Annotated in this window: 17 protein-coding genes and 1 riboswitch; of the genes, 7 read left to right on the top strand and 10 right to left on the bottom strand. The window is 64.2% G+C overall.

Going from position 1 to position 20,314, the window contains the following annotated elements; all coding sequences use genetic code 11:
- Positions 1-9: 9 nt before the first annotated feature.
- Positions 10-984 carry a LysR family transcriptional regulator gene (locus NLN62_RS33885; protein ID WP_254111693.1) on the bottom strand — a complete coding sequence of 325 codons (975 nt, stop codon included), beginning with the start codon at positions 982-984 and terminating at the stop codon, positions 10-12.
- Positions 985-1,100: 116 nt separating this feature from the next.
- Here NLN62_RS33885 and NLN62_RS33880 point away from each other — a divergent pair, with 116 nt between their 5' ends.
- Positions 1,101-1,928, top strand: coding sequence for an oxaloacetate decarboxylase (locus NLN62_RS33880; protein ID WP_254111692.1), 828 nt, complete (start codon positions 1,101-1,103; stop codon positions 1,926-1,928).
- On the opposite strand, the gene cynS is transcribed toward NLN62_RS33880, so the two are convergent.
- The gene (cynS, locus tag NLN62_RS33875) at positions 1,915-2,403 is read right to left on the bottom strand and encodes a cyanase (protein WP_254111691.1); all 489 of its coding nucleotides are present in this window, start codon (positions 2,401-2,403) and stop codon (positions 1,915-1,917) included. The genes NLN62_RS33880 and cynS overlap by 14 nt on opposite strands.
- 261 nt (positions 2,404-2,664) lie before the next feature.
- Complete coding sequence (locus NLN62_RS33870; RefSeq protein ID WP_254111690.1) at positions 2,665-3,861, bottom strand: TrmJ/YjtD family RNA methyltransferase; 1,197 nt, start codon at positions 3,859-3,861, stop codon at positions 2,665-2,667.
- Positions 3,862-4,177: 316 nt separating this feature from the next.
- Here NLN62_RS33870 and NLN62_RS33865 point away from each other — a divergent pair, with 316 nt between their 5' ends.
- From NLN62_RS33865 to NLN62_RS33855, 3 genes are all read left to right on the top strand, one after another.
- The gene (locus tag NLN62_RS33865; protein ID WP_027527830.1) at positions 4,178-4,666 is read left to right on the top strand and encodes a hypothetical protein; all 489 of its coding nucleotides are present in this window, start codon (positions 4,178-4,180) and stop codon (positions 4,664-4,666) included.
- Positions 4,667-4,765: 99 nt separating this feature from the next.
- Positions 4,766-5,980, top strand: coding sequence for an NADP-dependent isocitrate dehydrogenase (locus NLN62_RS33860; RefSeq protein ID WP_027527831.1), 1,215 nt, complete (start codon positions 4,766-4,768; stop codon positions 5,978-5,980).
- Positions 5,981-6,081: 101 nt separating this feature from the next.
- Positions 6,082-6,585 carry a DUF3455 domain-containing protein gene (locus NLN62_RS33855; protein ID WP_027527832.1) on the top strand — a complete coding sequence of 168 codons (504 nt, stop codon included), beginning with the start codon at positions 6,082-6,084 and terminating at the stop codon, positions 6,583-6,585.
- 4 nt (positions 6,586-6,589) lie between these two features.
- Here the strand turns inward: NLN62_RS33855 and NLN62_RS33850 are convergent, their stop codons facing one another.
- Positions 6,590-7,816 carry a cyclic nucleotide-gated ion channel gene (locus tag NLN62_RS33850; RefSeq protein ID WP_027527833.1) on the bottom strand — a complete coding sequence of 409 codons (1,227 nt, stop codon included), beginning with the start codon at positions 7,814-7,816 and terminating at the stop codon, positions 6,590-6,592.
- Positions 7,817-7,821: 5 nt separating this feature from the next.
- Entirely contained in the window at positions 7,822-10,500 is a 2,679-nt protein-coding gene (gene alaS, locus NLN62_RS33845) for an alanine--tRNA ligase (protein WP_027527834.1), read from the bottom strand.
- A gap of 219 nt (positions 10,501-10,719) precedes the next feature.
- A riboswitch (glycine riboswitch) is annotated at positions 10,720-10,808 on the top strand.
- Positions 10,809-10,951: 143 nt separating this feature from the next.
- On the opposite strand from alaS, the gene gcvT reads away from it, so the two are divergent.
- The 3 genes from gcvT to gcvP are packed head-to-tail and all read left to right on the top strand — an operon-like array spanning position 10,952 to position 15,360.
- The gene (gene gcvT / locus NLN62_RS33840; RefSeq protein WP_027527835.1) at positions 10,952-12,100 is read left to right on the top strand and encodes a glycine cleavage system aminomethyltransferase GcvT; all 1,149 of its coding nucleotides are present in this window, start codon (positions 10,952-10,954) and stop codon (positions 12,098-12,100) included.
- A 9-nt stretch (positions 12,101-12,109) separates the two neighbouring features.
- Positions 12,110-12,478, top strand: coding sequence for a glycine cleavage system protein GcvH (gcvH, locus tag NLN62_RS33835; protein ID WP_027527836.1), 369 nt, complete (start codon positions 12,110-12,112; stop codon positions 12,476-12,478).
- Positions 12,479-12,492: 14 nt separating this feature from the next.
- Positions 12,493-15,360 (top strand): aminomethyl-transferring glycine dehydrogenase, encoded by a 2,868-nt coding sequence (gene gcvP, locus NLN62_RS33830; RefSeq protein WP_254111689.1) that lies wholly within the window; start codon positions 12,493-12,495, stop codon positions 15,358-15,360.
- 4 nt (positions 15,361-15,364) lie between these two features.
- On the opposite strand, the gene NLN62_RS33825 is transcribed toward gcvP, so the two are convergent.
- The 5 genes from NLN62_RS33825 to NLN62_RS33805 form a co-directional block, all read right to left on the bottom strand.
- On the bottom strand, positions 15,365-16,348 hold the full coding sequence (locus NLN62_RS33825; protein WP_254111688.1) for a hypothetical protein: 984 nt from the start codon (positions 16,346-16,348) through the stop codon (positions 15,365-15,367).
- Between the two features lie 60 nt (positions 16,349-16,408).
- Positions 16,409-17,404: a hypothetical protein gene (locus tag NLN62_RS33820; RefSeq protein WP_254111687.1), complete on the bottom strand. Its 996-nt coding sequence runs from the start codon at positions 17,402-17,404 to the stop codon at positions 16,409-16,411.
- Between the two features lie 173 nt (positions 17,405-17,577).
- Entirely contained in the window at positions 17,578-18,666 is a 1,089-nt protein-coding gene (gene recA, locus NLN62_RS33815; RefSeq protein WP_027527840.1) for a recombinase RecA, read from the bottom strand.
- Between the two features lie 479 nt (positions 18,667-19,145).
- The gene (locus NLN62_RS33810) at positions 19,146-19,499 is read right to left on the bottom strand and encodes a hypothetical protein (protein ID WP_254111686.1); all 354 of its coding nucleotides are present in this window, start codon (positions 19,497-19,499) and stop codon (positions 19,146-19,148) included.
- A gap of 572 nt (positions 19,500-20,071) precedes the next feature.
- Positions 20,072-20,302 (bottom strand): DUF2798 domain-containing protein, encoded by a 231-nt coding sequence (locus tag NLN62_RS33805; RefSeq protein WP_254111685.1) that lies wholly within the window; start codon positions 20,300-20,302, stop codon positions 20,072-20,074.
- Positions 20,303-20,314: the final 12 nt, after the last annotated feature.

Here is a 20,314-nt window from a genome sequence, read left to right as displayed (position 1 = left end):
GAACGCCGTCTATGCAGCGCGCCGGCGCGCACGCGTTTTGCGCGCCGTGCGACGTTTCCGCGGACGCCCGGCCACCACGGCACCGACAGCGCTGTAGTCACGCCGGATCGCCTCCAGCAATTGCCGCGCGGCCATGCTCAAAAATCCGCCGCGCCGGGTAACGACAACCACATCGTGGCTTGCCGAGAGATCGCCGACGGCAATCGTCGACATGGTGCCCGAGACCATCTCCTCGGCCACATGGCTTTGCGCGAGCAGTGCAAGACCGAAGCCCGATTCGACGAGGCGCTTCTGCGCCGTGAGGCTGTCGACTGGCGTCCATTCCACCTCGCCCAATCCTTGCGTGAGAAACAACGCAAAGACGTGGGAGGCCGCAATCTCGCGGCGCCCGGGTATCTCGGGAAACGCGATCCAGCGTTGCTCGCGAAGCTCGGCGAGACGTCTGACCCGCTCGCCGGCGAGCGGATGATCGGGCGCGCACACGACTTGCAGCCGCTCGGTCAGGATCGGCTCGCAAGCAAGGTCCGCCGACCGATCGACATTGTAGCGCAGCCCGATCGTCGCCTCGCCGCGGCGGATGAGATCGCTGACCTCAGTGCTGGTGGCGGTGCGAAGCGTGAGCGCGACGTCCGGCTGCGCTCTCGCAAATCCCTTCATGATCTCCGAGAGGCGGCTGTCGGCGAGCGTGCCGGTCACGGCGAGCGAGACGGGTCCTGAATTCTGTTTCGTGAGCGCGCGTATCGCCTGTTCCGCATCCTGCGCGGCCGCGACGGCGCGCTCGGCATAGGGGACCAGCACGCGCCCGGCATCGCTCAGCAGCGTCCGACCCGCGATCCGCTCGAACAGGGGCACGCCGAGCTCCCGCTCCAGCAGAGCAATGCGGCGCGAAATCGCCGGCTGCGAGCGATGCAGCACCTTGGCCGCATTCGAGATCCCTCCCCTGCGGTGAACGGTCAGGAACGTATCGAGGGCATCGCTGTCCATCACGGATACCTCATGCAAAAAGCTGATGATGTTAAGAGAAATAACAAATTTGGCGAATGGCGGAAATACTCCTATCGCTGGTGTCCGAACAGACACCACGACACGGGAAGCGAGCCATGACGAGCCAATTGGAGAAGGCAAAGACATTTCGAGCCCTGCACGAGCGGCCCGGCGCCTTCATCATTCCAAACCCTTGGGATGCCGGTACCGCAAAACTGCTCGCAGCCATGGGATTCGAGGCGCTCGCAACCACCAGCCTCGGGCTTGCCAACATGCTCGGCAGCTCGACCGTCAGCCTGGATGGCATCCTCGACAATTGCCGCGCGATTGCCGCGGCGACCGACCTGCCGGTCAGCGTCGATCTCGAGAACTGCGGCGCGCATGAGCCGAAACGCGCGGCCGAGGCGATCCGGCGCGCGGCCGAGGCCGGCGCGGTCGGCGGCTCAATCGAGGATTTCACGGGCGATCGGGCGCGGCCGATCTATGATTTCTCTCTCGCGCTCGAGCGTGTCCAGGCCGCGGTGGAGACGGCCCGCTCGCTGTCGATCCCGTTCACACTGACCGCGCGTGCCGAAAACCTGCTGCACGGGCGCAATGATCTCGACGACACCATCAAGCGCCTTAGGGCGTTCGAGGCCGCAGGCGCCGACGTGCTCTATGCACCCGGTGTTTACGACCTCGCGACGATCAAGACGGTCGTCTCGTCGGTGACAAAGCCCTTCAACCTGGTGATGGGCTTTGCCGATCCGACGCTGACGCTCGCGCAATTGTCGGAGGCCGGCGTCAAGCGCATCAGCGTCGGGGGCGCCATGTCGCGATTTGCGCTCGCAGCCTTCCTGCGCAGCGCGCGCGAGATGAAGGAGAAGGGAGCCTTCACCTACGTCCGCGAGATGGCGCCGATCAAGGAGCTTCGCGACGCCTTCGCCGCGGTCACTCCTCCTTGAAACCGTAGTCCGGCACATTGCCGCTCGCGCCGTAATATTTGTAGGGCAGAAATTTTCCGCTCATGGTGATCTTGACGCGGTCGCCCTTCGGGTTGGCGACGCGCTCGATCGCCATGTCGAAGTCGATCGCCGACATGATGCCGTCGCCGAACTCCTCCTCGATCAGCGCCTTCCAGGCCGGGCCGTTGACCATCACCATCTCGTAGAAGCGGTAGATCAGGGGATCGGTCGGCGGCATCGGCGTGCCGGTGCCGCGCATCGGCACCTCGTTGAGCATCGCAGTCTCCGCCTTCGACAGGCCGAACAGCTCGCCGGCATTGGCGGCCTGCGGCTTGGTCAATTTCATTTGGCCCATGATCGCGCCGACGATCAGCACCTCCGAATAGCCGCCGATCTTCTCGCAGATGTATTTCCAGCTCCAGCCCTTCTCGCGCTTGATGTCGAGCAGCTTTTCGGTGAGGTCGGAACGTTTCATGTCGGGGTCTCCCTTGGCCGTTGTGTCGCGCCATCGCTTGCCTTCCGGCAGAGAGGATAGCTGCAACGTCGCTTCGTGACGTTTTGGATTGCACGAAACGTGCCAGCAAGGCCGTCAGGGATTCACGCCGAGCGCTCGCGCGAGATCTGCGGCAACACCGCGGTTTGAGCGGGCCGCGTTCTACTTCGCAGCCACCCGCGAGTCGGCAAAGACTGCCAGATTTCCCTTCACCTCTGCGTTGGAAACCATGTCCGCAGCGGTTCAAGCCTCGACGATCATCGCCTGCAACGCCGCAAGCTGCGGCTCGATATCCCGCTCCACGTCCGCCGCCTTGATCTCGACCACGCGATAATCCCGCGCCTCCAGCCAGGCCCGCCGCGCGGCGCGGTCGGCGACGATCGTCTCGCCCTCGCCTGGATTAACCAGCTCGATCGCGAGCCGGTGCGGAAACGAGACGAAGTCCGGGATATGCCGGCCGACCGGGGTCTGGCGCTTGAACTGGCCGGCGAAGCGGCGGTCGCGGGTCAGGGCCTGCCAGAGCAGGCGCTCGGCATCGGTCGGGTTACGGCGAAGCAGGCGCGCGAGCCCGCGCACGGTGCTGCCGCTGTCGGGCACCCCGCCGCCCTGCCCGTGCTCGGCCAGCAGCGCGCGCAGGCGCGTTGCCTGCTCGCCGTCGAGCACGCCGCCCTTGGCCGGCCCTTTCCGCCCTTCCGCGATTGCCATCACCACCCCGTGCAAGGTGTGCATGTCCTGCTTGGTCGGCTCCATGCGGGTGAAAATGTTGCGCAGGTTCACCAGCATGGTGTCGCGCTTCTCGGCCGGGCGGAGGAATTCAACCCGGTCGAGCTCGCGCACGAGATTCTCGAAGAAGGCCAGGATCTGGTGCTGCGAGGCGCGCTCGGAACGCTCCGGCATGCCGTGCGGCAGCGCGCCCTCCGTCGCCCGCTTGAACCATTCGTAGCCAACCAGCAGCACCGCCTGCGCGAGGTTCAGCGAGGCGAAGCCGGGGTTGACCGGGAAGGTGATGACCCGGTTGGCGAGCGCGACCTCCTCATTGGTCAGCCCCCAGCGCTCGCGGCCAAAGAGGATGCCGGCCCTTCCGCCGGTGGAAATGTGGCCGGCGATCTCGGTCGTCGCCGCTTCCGGGCCGACCACCGGCTTGGCCTGGTCATGGGCCCGGGCGCTGGTGGCAAACAACAGGTCGAGATCGGAGACGGCCTGCTCGACGGTGTCGAACAGTTCGACCCGCTCCAGGATATGGTCGGCACCGGCCGCCGCGCGCTGGGCGGCGATGTTGGGCCAGCCATCGCGCGGGTTGACGATGCGCAAGCGGCTGAGGGCGAAGTTGCCCATGGCACGAGCCGCCATGCCGATGTTCTCGCCGAGCTGCGGCTCGACCAGAATGATCGCGGGGCCTTCGAGGTCGAAGCCCGTCTTGGTCTTGTCGGTACCCGACATCGTCCTTCCGATTCCAGATCAGGGCGTTGCGTGGCGCTTCTTGAGAAACAGATTCAAGTCCCCGATTGCCCCCGAGGGCCGGATTTCTCAAGCAAAATATGAGGTTAGCAGCGAATTTTCCGGCACCACCGAAATCGAACTGGCTCTCGTGTTGCCGCGACAAAGCACGATCATGTCCTTCCCGCCACGATATTCTCATGCCCCAGCGCCCTCGCATGCCTCCGTGATGGGCCGGATGCGAGCCGGAGAGCTAGCTCGCAGCAATATCCGTCAGGCTTTGGAAGCTGCTCGCGGATGTCCCGACGCATGGTACCGCGTGCAGGCCCTCGCTTATGTCGCAGAAGCCGCGCCGGACGAGCGGACGCTGCTTTCGGTGCTTGAGGAAGCGGCGAAAGAATCCGCCCGCTGCCACGATGCCTATGGCACCGTCGCGGTGATGGCATGGCCGATCGCCGTCGCCGTGCGACGAGACACTCGGGCCTTTGCCGAGCGGGAGCGCGCGCGTTGCCTCGACCTCGCCCCAACTGTCCAACCGCACAATTCCCGGGCCTATGCTCTCGAAGTGCTCTGGACCGCCTGCCATGCGGTCGATCCGGCCTTCGCCCGGCCGATCTGGGACCGCATTCGGGCCCTGTGCCACCCGGACCGCTGCTGGCGCGCCGCGCGGCTCTGGCGCCACGTCGCAGAGGCCGTGGAGGAACAGCATCCCGGTGCAGGCGGTTCGATCATTCGGGCCATGCCTGAAGGCAAGGCACGCCGCCGCCTGGAGCGGCGATACTGGCCCGCGTTGAGGGATAGGACCTAACCGCTCCAGCTCCCTTCCGGTCGGTGCCCGCGGATGCTATAGGCCCGCTTCATCAAACCTGTTCCAACAGCTGCTGATCTCGAAGAGGCCCTTTTCCCCATGGCAAAAATCAAGGTGACCAACCCCGTCGTCGAACTCGATGGCGACGAGATGACCCGGATCATCTGGCAGTACATCAAGGACAAGCTGATCAACCCGTTCCTCGACGTCCAGCTGCTCTATTTCGACCTGGGGATGGAGTACCGCGACCAGACCAACGATCAGGTGACGATCGACGCCGCCGAGGCGATCAAGAAGGTCGGCGTCGGCGTCAAGTGCGCCACCATCACCCCGGACGAGGCCCGGGTGAAGGAGTTCAACCTCAAGCAGATGTGGAAGTCGCCGAACGGCACCATCCGCAACATTCTCGGCGGCGTGATCTTCCGCGAGCCGATCATCTGCAAGAACGTGCCGCGCCTCGTTCCCGGCTGGACCAAGCCGATCATCATCGGCCGCCACGCCTATGGCGACCAGTACCGCGCCACCGACATCAAGTTTCCCGGCAAGGGCACGCTGTCGCTGAAGTTCGTCGGCGAGGACGGCACCGTGATCGAGAAGGAAGTCTTCAAGGCGCCCGGCGCCGGCGTCGCCATGGAGATGTACAATCTCGACGACTCCATCATCGACTTCGCCCGCGCGTCCTTCAACTTCGGCCTGATGCGCAACTACCCGGTCTATCTCTCGACCAAGAACACGATTCTGAAGGTCTATGACGGCCGCTTCAAGGACATCTTCCAGGACGTCTTCGACCGCGAGTTCAAGAAGGAATTCGACGCCAAGGGCCTGACCTACGAGCATCGCCTGATCGACGACATGGTGGCCTCGGCGCTGAAGTGGTCCGGCGGCTATGTCTGGGCCTGTAAGAACTACGACGGCGACGTGCAGTCCGACACGGTCGCGCAGGGCTACGGCTCGCTCGGCCTGATGACCTCGGTCCTGCTCACGCCCGACGGCAAGACGGTGGAAGCTGAAGCCGCGCACGGCACGGTGACCCGCCACTACCGCGAGCACCAGAAGGGCAAGGAGACCTCGACCAACTCGATCGCGTCGATCTTCGCCTGGACCCGTGGCCTCGCCCACCGCGCCAAGCTCGACAACAATCCGGAGCTGGCGAAGTTTGCGACCACCCTTGAGAAGGTCTGCGTCGACACCGTCGAAGACGGCTACATGACCAAGGATCTCGCGCTCCTCGTCGGCGCCGACCAGCGCTGGCTGTCTACCACCGGCTTCCTCGACAAGGTCGCCGAGAACCTCGCGAAGGCGCTGGCGGCGTAAGCCGGCGTCTCGCATTTTCGCCGGAGTACGGTTAGACATCATCACGGGCCGCGCCTCAGCGCGGCCCTTCCATTTTGACGCCCATTGCGCGGAGATCGACCATGTCCATCAAGCTCGCCGTCCCCACTTTGCTGCTCTCGGCCCTGATCGGATCGGCCGCAGCCGCGGAGCAGGCGCTGCCCGAGGCGATCGCCGCGCCCGGCGAGAGCATCGTGCTAAGCGTCCACGCCGAGGGCGCGCAGGTCTATGAGTGCAAGGCAGGGACCGACGGCAAGCTCGGCTGGGCCTTCCGCGAGCCGATCGCGACGCTGCTTTCCGAAGGCAAGACGATCGGCCGCCACTATGCAGGCCCCAATTGGGAGCACGCCGACGGCAGCGCCGTGGTCGGCAAGGCCATCGGTAACGCGCCGGGCGCAACCGCAGGTGACATCCCCTGGCTGAAGCTCGAGGTCGCCTCGCGCCGGGGCAGCGGCGTTCTGGCGCCCGTCACCACCGTCCAGCGCATCAACACCCATGGCGGCAAGCTCGAGGGCCCTTGCGAAAAGGCCGGCGAGTTCAAGAGCGCGCCCTACTCGGCCGATTACGTCTTCCTGCGCAAGGGCTGATCGCTCAGCGGTCGGTGCCCTCGCGCTCCGCCTGCGCGAGCTCGGTCGCCGCGAGGTCGCCAGTCTCTTCGAGCCGCGCCTTAGCCGTGTTGTGCACATGCGCGGCGAGCGTCGGCATGCGTTCGATCAGGGCATGAAAATGTTGGGCGTCGAGCACCAGAAGGCGGGTCTTGCGCGTGGCGGTCACCGTGCCGCTGCGTTTGGTTTTGTGCAGCAGTGCGATCTCGCCGAAGAAAGTGCCGTCGGCAAGCCGCACACGCTGGCTCGGGAGTGAAATCTCGACCTCGCCGGCCGTAATGAAATACATCGACGAGGCAGCATCGCCACGGCGAACCAGGATCTCACCCTGCTCGATGGTGCGTGCCCGCAGCAGCCGCATGATGTCGGCGATCTCCAATGCCGAGAGGTTCGAGAACAGCGGCACCCGCGCCAGCATGCCCCAGGTGACGACGAAGTCGCGGCGCCTCACCTCCTCGGCAAATGCCGAGGAGATGATCGCGACCGGCAGCGCGATCATCGCAAAGCCGCTGATGATGGCGAACACGGACACGAATTTGCCAAGCGGCGTCACGGGCACGACGTCGCCATAGCCGACCGTGCCGAGCGTCACGATCGCCCACCACATCGCCTGCGGAATGGTGCCGAGCTTTTCCGGCTGCACCTCGCGCTCGATGGCATAGAGGAGCGAGGCGAAGGTGAGCACCACGCCGATCAGGATGACGATGCATCCGATCAAAGCGCGCCGTTCGGCATGGACGGCTGCAAACAGCGAGCGCATCGCCGGCGAATAGCGGATCAACTTGAAGAACGGCAGCACGCCGAGCGCAGCCAGCGTCGCGTGCCGGCCGGTGGCAAGCACGATCGCGGCGGGGAGGAACGCCATGAGATCGATGATGCCGAGCGCGGAGAAGACGTAGGAGAGCCGGTCGGCAAGCGCCGACCCCTTGCGCTGCGTATGGCCCGCGACCGTCCACAGCCGCGCCACATATTCCAACGCGAACACGATCACGGACAGAATGGTGATCGCCGAGAACAGCGCGTCGAATTGCGCGTCCAGGTCCGGCACCGAGGCAAGCGTCATTGCCACGACGTCGAGCACGATCACGGCAATGATCACCTGGATGAAGCGCGACCCGGCGGAATAGGCCAGCGGATCGTGCTCCAGGAGCTCGTAGAGGCGATCCCTCAAATTGGGATCGCGAAGCCCACGTCCTCGCGGAACGAGGCGCACGGTGTTTACGCGCCGACCATGGCTTTTTCGATCGCCGAGAGCGCCGCCGCCGCATTGGCGCCGTCGGGCCCGCCAGCCTGCGCCATGTCAGGCCGGCCGCCGCCACCCTTGCCGCCGAGCGCTTCGGAGGCGACGCGAACCAGGTTGACGGCGTTGAAACGCGAGGTGAGGTCGGCGGTGACACCAACCACGACGCCGGCCTTGCCGTCCTCGGTGACGCCGACGATCGCGACGACGCCGGAGCCGATCTGCTTCTTGCCGTCGTCGGCAAGGCTCTTGAGATCCTTCATCTCGATGCCTTCGACCGCACGCGCCATCAGCTTGACGTCGCCGACCTCGCGCACGCCAGCGGCAGCGCCATTGCCGGACGATGCACCGCCGCCCATCGCAAGCTTCTTGCGGGCGTCGGACAATTCGCGCTCGAGCTTCTTGCGCTCGTCCATCAGCGCGGTGATGCGCGCCGGCACATCCTCGAGCGAGGTGCGCAGCTCGGCCGCTGCGGTCTTCGCCAGCGCCATGGTGTCGTTGGCATGCTTGCGCGCATGGCGTCCGGTCAGCGCCTCGATGCGGCGAACACCGGAGGCGACCGCACTCTCGCTCGTCAGCGTGATCAGGCCGATATCGCCGGTGCGCTTGACATGGGTGCCACCGCAGAGCTCGACCGACCAGCCGAGCGCGTTGGCGCCGTGCTCGCGCGCGGTCTTGCCCATGGAGACGACACGAACCTCGTCGCCATATTTCTCGCCGAACAGCGCACGCGCACCGGCCTCGCGGGCCTCGTCCACACCCATGACGCGGGTGGTAACCTCGTCATTCTCCAGCACCACGTCGTTGGCGATGTCCTCGACGCGGGCGAGCTCCTCCGGCGTGATCGGCTTGGGATGCACGAAGTCGAAGCGCAGGCGATCGGGCGCGACCAGCGAGCCGCGCTGCGCGATGTGATCGCCAAGCACCTGACGCAGCGCCTCGTGGAGCAGATGCGTCGCCGAGTGATGGGCGCGGATCGAGGAACGGCGCGCGTGGTCCACCTCGAGCTGGAGCGCGGTGCCGGCCTTCAGCGTGCCCTGCTCCACCGTGCCGATATGCACGAAGAGATCGCTGAGCTTCTTCTGCGTGTCGGTGACGCGGAATTTGATTCCGCCCTCGCCGACCATCACGCCGGTGTCGCCGACCTGGCCGCCGGACTCCGCATAGAACGGCGTCTGGTTCAGCACGAGCGCACCGGTCTCGCCGGCCTTGAGGCTGTCGGTTTCCTTGCCGTCCTTGACCAGTGCAGCAACGACGCCTTCGGCGCTCTCGGTCTCATAGCCCAAAAATTCGGTGGCCCCGAGCTTCTCGCGCAACGGGAACCAGATCGCCTCGCTCGCCGCCTCGCCCGAGCCCGCCCAGGAGGCACGCGCCTTCTCGCGCTGGCGTTCCATCGCGTCGGTGAAGGCGGACTGGTCGACGCTGATGCCGCGCGACTTCAGCGCGTCCTGCGTGAGATCCAGCGGGAAGCCGTAGGTGTCGTAGAGCGTGAAGGCGACGTCACCGTCGAACATGTCGCCCTTCTTCAAGCCGGAACTCTTCTCGTCGAGGATCGCAAGGCCGCGAACCAGCGTCTTGCGGAAGCGGGTCTCTTCCAGCCGCAGCGTTTCCTCGATCAGCTTTTCCGCGCGCACCAACTCCGGATAGGCCTGGCCCATCTCGCGGACCAGCGCCCAGACAAGGCGATGCATCAGCGGCTCTTTCGCGCCCAGGAGCTGCGCATGGCGCATCGCGCGGCGCATGATCCGGCGCAGCACGTAGCCGCGGCCCTCGTTCGAGGGCAGCACGCCGTCGGAGACGAGGAAGGCCGAGGAGCGCAGATGATCGGCGATGACCCTGAACGAGGCGACGGTCTGCTCATTCGGTCCGCTGCCGAGCGCGGACGCGGTCGCATCGATCAGCTGACGGAAGAGATCGGTCTCGAAGACGCTGTCGACACCCTGCAGAATGCACGCCATGCGCTCCAGCCCCATGCCGGTGTCGATCGAGGGGCGCGGCAACGGCTGGCGCTCCTCCTTCGTCACCTGCTCGAACTGCATGAACACGAGATTCCAGAATTCGAGGAAGCGATCGCCGTCCTCTTCCGGGCTGCCCGGAGGCCCGCCCCAGATGTGCTCGCCGCGATCGATGAAGATCTCCGAGCACGGCCCGCACGGGCCGGTATCGCCCATCGCCCAGAAATTGTCCGAGGTCGGAATGCGGATGATGCGATCGTCGGAGAAGCCAGCAATCTTCTTCCACAAGCCGGCCGCCTCGTCGTCGGTGTGATAGACGGTGACGAGCAGCTTGTCCTTCTTCAGCCCGAAATCCTTGGTGATCAGATTCCAGGCGAGCTCGATCGCGCGCTCCTTGAAGTAGTCGCCGAAGGAGAAGTTGCCGAGCATCTCGAAAAAGGTGAGATGGCGCGCGGTATAGCCGACATTGTCGAGGTCGTTGTGCTTGCCGCCGGCGCGCACGCATTTCTGCGAAGTGGTGGCGCGCTGATAGGGGCGCTTCTCGACGCCCGTGAAGACGTTCTTGAACTGCACCATGCCGGCATTGGTGAACATCAACGTCGGATCGTTGCGCGGCACCAATGGCGAGGACGGCACGATCTCGTGGCCGTTCTTGGCAAAGAAGTTCAGAAAGGTCGACCTGATCTCGTTGACGCCGCTCATGTTCATCCAATCGGGTGATAGGACCCGCCAGAGCCATCCAAACTCGACATCAAGGCTGATATCTGCGGGCGATAGCGCTTTTAGACAAGGTGAGCTGCCCTGTCCAGAAACTGTGCAGAGAGATCAGAGGGTTGCCGCAGGCGCGCAATCCTCGTTGATAGCTGCTGCAGGTGCGTTGACAGCCTTGGCTGGCCTGTGTTCTGTACCTACCTGTATCGTACGGCCACGTCGGGAGAGACCGGCTTTGGTGCCGGCGCCGAAGGAGCAACCGCCCCGGAAACTCTCAGGCAAAAGGACCGCGTGGCTTTGACAGCATCTGGAAAGAGGCGCCGACGGGCATCGAAGCCCGGGTGGCACCCGCCGACGGGATAATACTCTCAGGCACAGCGACAGATGGGGCTTCGACTGGTTTTTCGGGGAATCCTCCCCGGGAACCGCGAGGGCCCCTGTGATGCTTGCGTGCGACGACCAAAATTCCCTCAGACGTACCCCCCTCTACGGGCTGCACGTGTCCCTTGGCGGCAAGATGGTGCCGTTCGCGGGCTACGAAATGCCTGTGCAGTACCCGGCGGGCGTCCTGAAAGAGCACCTGCATACCCGCAGTTCCGCCGGCCTGTTCGACGTGTCCCATATGGGCCAGATCGCGCTCCGGCCGAAGTCCGGCAAGGTCGAGGACGCGGCAAGAGCACTGGAGCGTCTGGTGCCGCAGGACATCGTGGCGCTTGCACCGGGGCGGCAGCGCTATGCCCAGTTCACCAATCCCGACGGCGGCATCCTCGACGATTTGATGGTCGCCAATTTCGGCGATCACCTGTTCCTGGTCGTCAATGCTGCCTGCAAGGCCGAGGACGAGGCGCATCTGCGCGCGCACCTCGCCGATGACTGCATCATCGATTCGCTGAACGACCGCGCACTGATCGCACTTCAGGGTCCGAAGGCCGAAGCCGCGCTGGCGAAACTTTGTGCAGAGGCGCCGTCCATGAAATTCATGGACGCGGGCCCGCGCAAGGTCGACGGCATCGACTGCTTCGTGTCGCGCTCGGGCTATACCGGCGAAGACGGGTTCGAGATCTCGGTTCCCGCAGGCGATGCCGAACGCCTCGCCAAGGCGCTGCTCGCAAATTCCGATGTGTTGCCGATCGGGCTAGGGGCCCGTGACAGCCTGCGGCTCGAGGCCGGGCTCTGCCTCTACGGCCACGACATCGACACCGCGACCACGCCGGTCGAGGCCGCGCTGGAATGGTCGGTGCAGAAGAGCCGCCGCACCGGTGGCGCCCGCGCCGGCGGTTTTCCGGGCGCTCAAAAGATCCTCGCCCATTTCGACCAGGGCGCGAACCGCCGCCGCGTCGGTCTGCGGGCCGAGGGCCGCGCGCCGGTGCGCGAAGGCGCGCTGCTGTTTGCGGATGCGACGTCGAGCGAAGCGATCGGCACCGTCACCTCCGGCGGTTTTGGCCCGAGCCTGAATGCACCGGTGGCGATGGGCTATGTGCCCACCGCGAAAAGCGCGCTCGGCACAAAGCTCTTTGCCGAAGTGCGCGGCCAGCGGCTGCCGCTCACCGTCGCCGCCATGCCATTCGTGAAAAACACCTACAAACGCTGAGGACCGAGAATGACCACGACGCTGTACACCTCCGACCATGAATGGCTGAGCATCGAGGGCGATGTCGCAACCGTCGGCATCACCGATTACGCCCAGCAGCAGCTCGGCGACGTCGTGTTCGTCGAGCTGCCCAAGGTCGGCCGCGCCCTGAAGAAGACGGAAGCTGCGGCCGTGGTCGAGTCCGTGAAGGCGGCGTCCGACGTCTATGCGCCGATCTCGGGCGAAGTGCTCGAGGTCAACCAGGCGGTCGTCGATGAGCCGGCGCTGGTCAATTCGGACGCCGCAGGCAAGGCGTGGTTCTTCAAGATCAAGATTGCCGACAAGAGCGAGCTCGGCGGCCTCATGGATGAAGCCGCCTACAAGGCGCACACGGCGTAAAGCGAGGACCGATGATGACCGCGCACCGCAAATCCAACGGCGATACCGCCGCCTCTTTCGTACGCCGCCATATCGGCCCCTCCGCGCGCGATGTCGCGGCGATGCTGGACACCGTCGGCGCGAAAAGCGTGGACGCGCTGATGGCGGAGACGCTGCCCGCCTCGATCCGGCAGGCGGCCCCCCTCGATCTCGGCAAGCCCCTGAGCGAGACGGAAGCGATCGCGCATATGGGCGAGCTCGCGGCGCAAAACCAGGTCTTCACCTCGCTGATCGGCCAGGGCTATTCCGGCACCATTTTGCCCGCGGTCATCCAGCGCAACATTCTGGAAAACCCCGCCTGGTACACGGCCTATACCCCTTACCAGCCCGAGATCAGCCAGGGCCGGCTGGAAGCGCTGTTCAACTTCCAGACCATGATCTGCGATCTCACCGGGCTCGATGTTGCCAACGCCTCGCTGCTCGATGAGGCGACGGCCGCGGCGGAGGCCATGGCGCTCGCGGAGCGGCACTCACAGGTGAAGGCGCAAGCCTTCTTCGTCGACAAGGACGTGCATCCGCAGACGCTCGCGGTGATGCGCACCCGCGCCGAACCCCTGGGCTGGAACCTGATCGTCGGCGATCCCCTCACCGATCTCGACAACACAGACGTGCTTGGTGCGCTGCTGCAATATCCCGGCAGCTCGGGTGCGGTGCGCGACCTGCGGCCGGCCATTGCGACGCTTCGCGCCAAGGGCGCGCTTGCGATCGTTGCCGCCGATCTGCTGGCGCTGACGCTGCTCGCTTCGCCCGGCGAGTTAGGGGCGGATATCGCGATCGGCTCGGCGCAGCGCTTTGGCGTGCCGATGGGTTATGGCGGCCCGCACGCGGCCTACATGGCGGTGCGCGATGCGCTGAAGCGCTCGCTGCCCGGCCGCATCGTCGGCCTCTCCGTGGACTCGCGTGGCGCACCCGCCTATCGCCTCGCGCTTCAGACCCGCGAGCAGCATATCCGCCGCGAGAAGGCGACCTCCAACATCTGCACAGCGCAGGTTCTGCTTGCGGTGATCGCCTCGATGTACGCCGTATATCACGGCCCCGAAGGTCTCTCGCAGATCGCGCGCATCGTGCATCGCCGCACCGCGGTGCTGGCCGCGGGCTTGCGCAAGCTCGGCTTCGCGCCGCGCTCCGAAAACTTTTTCGACACGGTCAGCGTGGACGTCGGCGCGAAGCGCGACGAGATCGTCGCGCGCGCGGCTTCCGAGACGATCAATCTCGGCCTCGGTGATGGCGCCCTGCGCATTGCGCTCGACGAGACCACGACGCCGGCGACCGTTGAGGCGGTCTGGCGTGCGTTCGGCGGCAACCTCTCCTATGCCGAGATCGACGCGACCACGCGCGAGACGCTGCCGGACGCATTGAAGCGGACGACGCCCTTCCTGACCCATCCGGTGTTCCATGCGCATCGTTCCGAAACCGAGATGCTGCGCTACATGCGCAAGCTCAGCGACCGCGATCTCGCGCTCGACCGCGCCATGATCCCGCTGGGCTCGTGCACCATGAAGCTGAACGCAACCACCGAGATGATGCCGCTGACCTGGCCGGAGTTCGGCAGCTTGCATCCGTTCGCGCCAAGCGAGCAGGCACGCGGCTATCACGCGCTGTTTGCGCGGCTGGAAAAATGGCTGTGCGACATCACCGGCTATGACGCGATCTCGCTCCAGCCGAATTCCGGCGCGCAGGGCGAATATGCCGGGCTCTTGGCCATCCGTGACTATCATGCCGCGCGCGGCGAGGCGCATCGCAAGGTGTGCCTGATCCCCTCCTCCGCCCACGGAACCAATCCGGCCTCGGCCGCGATGGTCGGCATGGAGGTGGTGGTTGTCGCCTGCGAGAAGAACGGCGACGTCGACGTCAACGATCTCCGCGCCAAGGCCGAGAAGCATTCGAACGATCTCGCCGCTGTGATGATCACCTATCCCTCGACGCACGGCGTGTTCGAGGAGCACATAAGGGAGATCTGCGACATCGTGCACCGTCATGGCGGCCAAGTCTATCTCGATGGCGCCAATTTGAATGCGCAGGTCGGCCTGTCACGGCCCGGCGACTACGGCGCCGACGTCAGCCATCTCAATTTGCACAAGACCTTCTGCATCCCGCATGGCGGCGGCGGCCCGGGCATGGGCCCGATCGGCGTCAAGGCGCATCTTGCGCCGTTCCTGCCCGGCCATCCCTCAACCAATCCGAATGCGACGGTCGGTCCGGTCTCAGCCGCGCCGTTCGGCTCGGCCTCGATCCTGACCATCTCCTACATCTACATCCTGATGATGGGCGGCGAAGGGTTGAAGCGTGCGACCGAGATCGCGATCCTCAACGCCAACTATGTCGCGGCACGTTTGGATGCGCATTTCCCGGTGCTCTACAAGAACGCGAAGGGTCGCGTTGCGCACGAATGCATCATCGATCCGCGCCCGTTGAAGACGACCAGCGGCGTCACCGTCGACGACATCGCCAAGCGGCTGATCGACTACGGCTTCCACGCCCCGACCATGAGTTTCCCGGTCCCGGGCACGCTGATGATCGAGCCGACCGAGTCGGAATCGAAAGCCGAGCTCGATCGCTTCTGCGACGCCATGATCGCGATCCGCAAAGAAATCGCCGAAGTCGAGGCCGGCCGCTTCAAGATCGAAGCGTCACCGCTGCGCAACGCCCCGCACACCGTGCACGACATCGCGGATGACAACTGGACCCGTGCCTACACCCGCACTGAGGGCTGCTTCCCCGATGGCGTCTCGCGCACCGACAAATATTGGAGCCCGGTCGGCCGCGTCGACAACGTCTATGGCGACCGCAACCTCGTGTGCTCCTGCCCGCCGGTGAGCGACTACGCGCAGGCGGCGGAGTAGGACTTCAGGGTGCCACCAGCGAACGGCTTTTTGGGTCCCAACGCCAGAGCCGTTCGTTGGTCAGTTCAGTACCGCCCCACCAACGATGGATCGAGCTATGGCGGGAGAAGTCTTCCTCGCCTGCCATAATGGCGCGCCCAAGTTCAGTAAGCGCGATCCGGCCTCCCCTAAATGGATAGGGACGGGCCTCCTCACTCGTATCCAGCGGCACCTCGCCAAGTTCAATGATTGCGGGTGCCGGACCCTGCGCCAGCGCCCGGAGCAGTTCACCGGCTTCCAGCTCGTCGAACACCTCGCGGTACTCAACCGCACGGAGCACCTCTCGTGGCTCGGTACCTTCGTCTTCAATCCACCCCAGCATGCCCATTTCGTTTTCGCCGAGTCCGGATTGTACATCAGGCAACTCTGCGAGCATGGTGATGACGGCCGATCGCAATCGAGGAAGGATGGTCAGATCCTTCGCGAGTAGATCGAACCACGGTTCGGGCGTCGGCGCTCGCCAAGCGCGCCATGCACGGCTCGCAAGTGTCAGGTGACTATCCGCAACTTTGAACGCCGGCAACTTCCATTCCGCCACTGATTCCGGCTGATACCCCGCGACGGCGTCGTCCGTGTGCACCAGGCTCAGCTTGGTCGTGATCTCCTTGTATGGGCGAAGAAGGTTGAGCAGCCAGACCAGCACGAGTTGATCGTTTGGCTGCGGATCAACCCACACTTCGATCGAATCGAATTTCTCGCAGAGCTCGAAAAAGCCGATATCTCGCGTGCCGAAACCTTTCAGCTGGCACTTCTGTACGTCATCGAGCCAGTGATCGCCGATGTTGCAGTGCTTCGCTGAACGCGGCTCCAGCCCCATCACAAGCTGCTCCTCGGACGGCAACCGGCCCCAGACGAAGCGAAGGCAAAAGCCGAGGACAACGTTCATCATTCCAGCCTGGCGCAGGGTGCCTGCCGCCAGGCCATTCGTAGCAAGGATCAAATGTGACACGGTCGCCTCTCGATCAAAATTGATACAAAAAATGCTTACGCCCCAAGCAGCACGCGCACATCAGGCAGGCGCGATCAACGAGCGGCCTTCTGCGTCCCAGCGCCACAGTCGATCGCCGTTCAATTCAGTGCCGCCCCACCATCGCTGGATCGGGTTATGGCGGCGGAAGTCCTCCTCTCCTGCCAGCACCGCTGTTCCGAGTTCGGTGAGCCGTAATCGCGACCGCTTGTACAGTTCATGACGACCTGCGTCCTCGTGCATGGCCAGCGAAAAGGGCCCCTCATCCAGTCCCGACACCGCCGGCCATGGACACCGCGCAAGTCCGTCAAGCAGGGCCCCGACTTCCCAGTAATCGAAAACACGCCGCTCGTTGCGCTTCTGATGCCCTGGGAAGACATCGAAGGGCTGCACCTCGCCTGGTGCGATTAACTCCAGCATCCGCGTTTCCGTGGCCCCAAGACCGGTAGCGACACTCGGAAGCTCTTCGAGGAGGTCCCACGCGCATGGACCAAGCTGCGGCAGGCTCAAATCCGCTTTGATGAGCTCGATCCAGCCCTTGGGGGTCGACGCTCGGTAGGCCCGCCACGCACGACCGGCCAGTTCGAGGTGATCGTGTGTGATCTGAACAGCCGGCGGGTTAAGCTTCGCAAGCTGCTGTGGATCGATGCCACCGACGGCGATGTCCAAGTGGCGCATCACGATTTTGGAACCCGCCACGCTCCCACTGCCCCAATGCTCGAGCAGCCAGAGCAGAATCAATTGCGCATTCGGCTCTGGGCCTATCCACAATTCGACGGAATCACTTTCCGCAAGCAGTTCGATCAATCCACGATCCTTCGCACCCGATTTCTCGGGGCGCCAGGGTGGCGTATCATCGAGCCAATGAAGACCGCGTGGCTGCGACTTACGCGGCGCAAAGAATGCTTCGAACTCCGCGCCGGATGGCAACGGTCCCCAGACAAGCCGACGCCCAATCGCGATCACGAGATCGTCAAGGCCACGGCGTTCGAGAGCACCGGCAGCGGACGAGTCTGTTGTCAGAATAAGCCGTGTCATGGCTTCGTGGCCTCAAGGCTTGCTTAAAACAGGGCCGAAAACGCCAGAGCCAATTGTTGGTCAAAATCAGCCGCTTCGTGCCCCACTCAGCGCCCAAACGAAACGGGCGCCGAAGACGTCGGCAACTCAACGTCCTCAGCGCCCGCTCCTCGCGAAAATTATCTAGCTAGGTCCTACTCCTCCGTCGGCTCCTCGCCGTCGGCGTCGCGCTCGGGATTGCCGGCCAAAATCTGCTCGGCGATCAGGCCGGAGTTCTGGCGGATCGCGGTCTCGATCTTGGCGGTGACGTCGGGGTTGGCCTTCAAGAACGCTTTGGAATTCTCGCGGCCCTGGCCGAGGCGCTGGCTGTCATAGGAGAACCAGGCGCCGGACTTCTCGACGATGCCGGCCTTGACGCCGAGATCGAGGATCTCGCCCATCTTGGAAACGCCCTCGCCGTACATGATGTCGAACTCGACCTGCTTGAAGGGCGGCGCCAGCTTGTTCTTCACCACCTTCACGCGCGTGGTGTTGCCGACGACCTCGTCGCGCTCCTTGATCGCGCCGATGCGGCGGATGTCGAGGCGGACCGAGGCGTAGAACTTCAGCGCGTTGCCGCCGGTCGTGGTTTCCGGCGAGCCGTACATCACACCGATCTTCATGCGGATCTGGTTGATGAAGATAACCATGGTGTTGGACTTGTTGATCGAGGCCGTCAGCTTGCGCAGCGCCTGGCTCATCAACCGCGCCTGAAGACCGGGCAGCGATTCCCCCATCTCGCCCTCGAGCTCGGCCTTCGGCACGAGCGCGGCGACCGAATCGATCACCATCACGTCCACCGCGCCCGAGCGCACCAGCGTGTCGCAGATCTCCAGTGCCTGCTCGCCGGTGTCCGGCTGCGAGATCAGGAGGTCGTCGATGTTGACCCCTAACTTGCGCGCATAGACCGGATCTAGCGCGTGCTCGGCGTCGATGAAGGCGCAGATGCCGCCCTTCTTCTGCGCTTCCGCCACCGTGTGCAGCGCCAGCGTGGTCTTGCCCGAGGATTCCGGCCCGTAGATCTCGACGATGCGCCCCTTGGGCAGGCCGCCGATGCCGAGTGCAATATCGAGCCCGAGCGAGCCGGAGGACACCGCCTCGATGTCCATCGAACGGTCGCTCTTGCCGAGCTTCATCACCGAACCCTTACCGAACTGGCGCTCGATCTGAGAGAGCGCGGCAGCCAGGGCTTTACTCTTGTCCATGGAAGATCCTTCGACGATACGCAGGGCAGTGGCGGACATCTGGTCGTACTCCTTATGGCGGGGATTCGGCGTTGCGACAAACGATTGGCGAAGCGGGTCGGCGATAAAAGTACCGTACACCGTTTGTTCCAAGTTCGCAATATGTTCTTTTCGATTTCGGCGCGCTGGCCGGTTTCGGCCAAGACCCGCTTCGGGGCACTGTCCGTAGCTAACCCCAAGTGTCCCAAGATGAATTTCGAGGTGTCCTAATTTGTTCGCAGACTGCCAAGGACGCGTCAAACTCTGTTCATGACCGCTGTTCACGGTTGCCAGCATTTGGCCAAGTTCTGTTCATGCCTCGGACGAACTAGGCGCTCCCGCCTAGTCTGAATTGGGTAGACTATTTGGCATAGGGAACAATCCGCCTGGTAGCGCGTCGATTTGGGGCCCCCAGCCAGAAAGGTGCCCCCCAGACTGCTGGAGGAAAACCCCATCAGTGGGTTGGCGGCCCCCCGTTTGGGGCCGTTTAAATTCAAGGATCAGGCCGCCTCGGTTGCGGCCTTTCGGGCTTTCACCAAAATCCCTGAAAACAACCCCATGCAAAGTAGCCGGCGGATCGGGCCGGATTCGATGTCATCGAGTTGATTTTGACAGCGCCCCAGACCGGCTACGATCAGGCGAGCGCCGATCGAAGAACGGTGGAAAAGATGCCTTCGGTTGTCTTCAAGATTGCCGCTGTCGCTGCCGGACTTTCGATCTTGGCCACTGGTCTCGTGCTGCCAAGGCCGGGACTGAAGGCGCTGGCAAAGGGCATAGCCGCCGCAATATCGCTCACGGTCGCTGCGGCGTTTCTCATCGCCGCCGTCCGCAGTTTTGGCCCATGACACGAGCAAGGCCGCCTGCCCAGCGGCCCCTTCTCGTCCCGCGTGCCGGCCTACAACACAGCCAACAGAATGAGCCCCACGACCAGCACGACAAAACCCATCGCCGTCGCTGCGGCGAATGATCGCTCTACATTATCCATATGCCACCCCTGATCGGCGGGCCACGTTCCCCCATGGCGTCGCCGAGCAACGCTGAGTCTCTTCAATCGCTGTGTCGTAATTTCTGCGAGTGGGTGTCGGAATTGGGACGGGATTCGTCCTTGAGATGGCAGAGCGACCTATCCGCAATCTGGCCTTGAACAGCCAATCGCCCGCTCCCGCTTGTAAGCTCCCTGTAAGCTGCGCGGGTTAACTTCGCTTGGCTACGGTGTTGCAGCCCAGCACCTCAGCCTCCAATAACCTTCTGCCCCGCCCGGCTCTCCCCTGGTGGGGCTTTTTTTGTTCGCTGTCCCGCAACCCCCAAGGCGCGATGAGATTGGGATGAATCATCATCGCGCGTTAGGTTGTTGTTTGAGCTCCGCGCAAACGCGTACCGCGTTTGTCGCGAGGGAAAACCGCTTCACACTTTTCCGGATCATGCTCTACGGTTCGCGCGTGAGCCGCAGCGAGAAGCTTCTGATCGCAGGCGCGGCGAGGAGGACGACCGGCAGCATCGCGACCCAGGAGATCAGCCAGGACGCGAGCCAGTGTTCTAGGAAGTCGGGTGCTGCGGTCGCGGGCAGGCTCGCAATGGCGGCGGCGACCAGGCAGGTCAGGCCGGACTGGATCGCGCCGAACACGAAATGGCTGTAGCGACGGGGAATGCCGAGCATGAGACGCCTTTG

The sequence above is a fragment of the Bradyrhizobium sp. CCGUVB23 genome, assembly GCF_024199885.1.
GTDB lineage: Bacteria > Pseudomonadota > Alphaproteobacteria > Rhizobiales > Xanthobacteraceae > Bradyrhizobium.
This window is presented reverse-complemented; position numbering and strand designations above follow the sequence as displayed.

What these genes read in the sequence shown, in the direction of transcription:
- NLN62_RS33885 (WP_254111693.1), bottom strand. Translation starts at nt 984, where the DNA reads ATGGACAGCGATGCCCTCGATACGTTCCTGACCGTTCACCGCAGGGGA.
- NLN62_RS33880 (WP_254111692.1), top strand. Translation starts at nt 1,101, where the DNA reads ATGACGAGCCAATTGGAGAAGGCAAAGACATTTCGAGCCCTGCACGAG.
- cynS (WP_254111691.1), bottom strand. Translation starts at nt 2,403, where the DNA reads ATGAAACGTTCCGACCTCACCGAAAAGCTGCTCGACATCAAGCGCGAG.
- NLN62_RS33870 (WP_254111690.1), bottom strand. Translation starts at nt 3,861, where the DNA reads ATGTCGGGTACCGACAAGACCAAGACGGGCTTCGACCTCGAAGGCCCC.
- NLN62_RS33860 (WP_027527831.1), top strand. Translation starts at nt 4,766, where the DNA reads ATGGCAAAAATCAAGGTGACCAACCCCGTCGTCGAACTCGATGGCGAC.
- NLN62_RS33855 (WP_027527832.1), top strand. Translation starts at nt 6,082, where the DNA reads ATGTCCATCAAGCTCGCCGTCCCCACTTTGCTGCTCTCGGCCCTGATC.
- alaS (WP_027527834.1), bottom strand. Translation starts at nt 10,500, where the DNA reads ATGAGCGGCGTCAACGAGATCAGGTCGACCTTTCTGAACTTCTTTGCC.
- gcvT (WP_027527835.1), top strand. Translation starts at nt 10,952, where the DNA reads ATGCTTGCGTGCGACGACCAAAATTCCCTCAGACGTACCCCCCTCTAC.
- gcvH (WP_027527836.1), top strand. Translation starts at nt 12,110, where the DNA reads ATGACCACGACGCTGTACACCTCCGACCATGAATGGCTGAGCATCGAG.
- gcvP (WP_254111689.1), top strand. Translation starts at nt 12,493, where the DNA reads ATGACCGCGCACCGCAAATCCAACGGCGATACCGCCGCCTCTTTCGTA.
- NLN62_RS33820 (WP_254111687.1), bottom strand. Translation starts at nt 17,404, where the DNA reads ATGACACGGCTTATTCTGACAACAGACTCGTCCGCTGCCGGTGCTCTC.
- recA (WP_027527840.1), bottom strand. Translation starts at nt 18,666, where the DNA reads ATGTCCGCCACTGCCCTGCGTATCGTCGAAGGATCTTCCATGGACAAG.
- NLN62_RS33805 (WP_254111685.1), bottom strand. Translation starts at nt 20,302, where the DNA reads ATGCTCGGCATTCCCCGTCGCTACAGCCATTTCGTGTTCGGCGCGATC.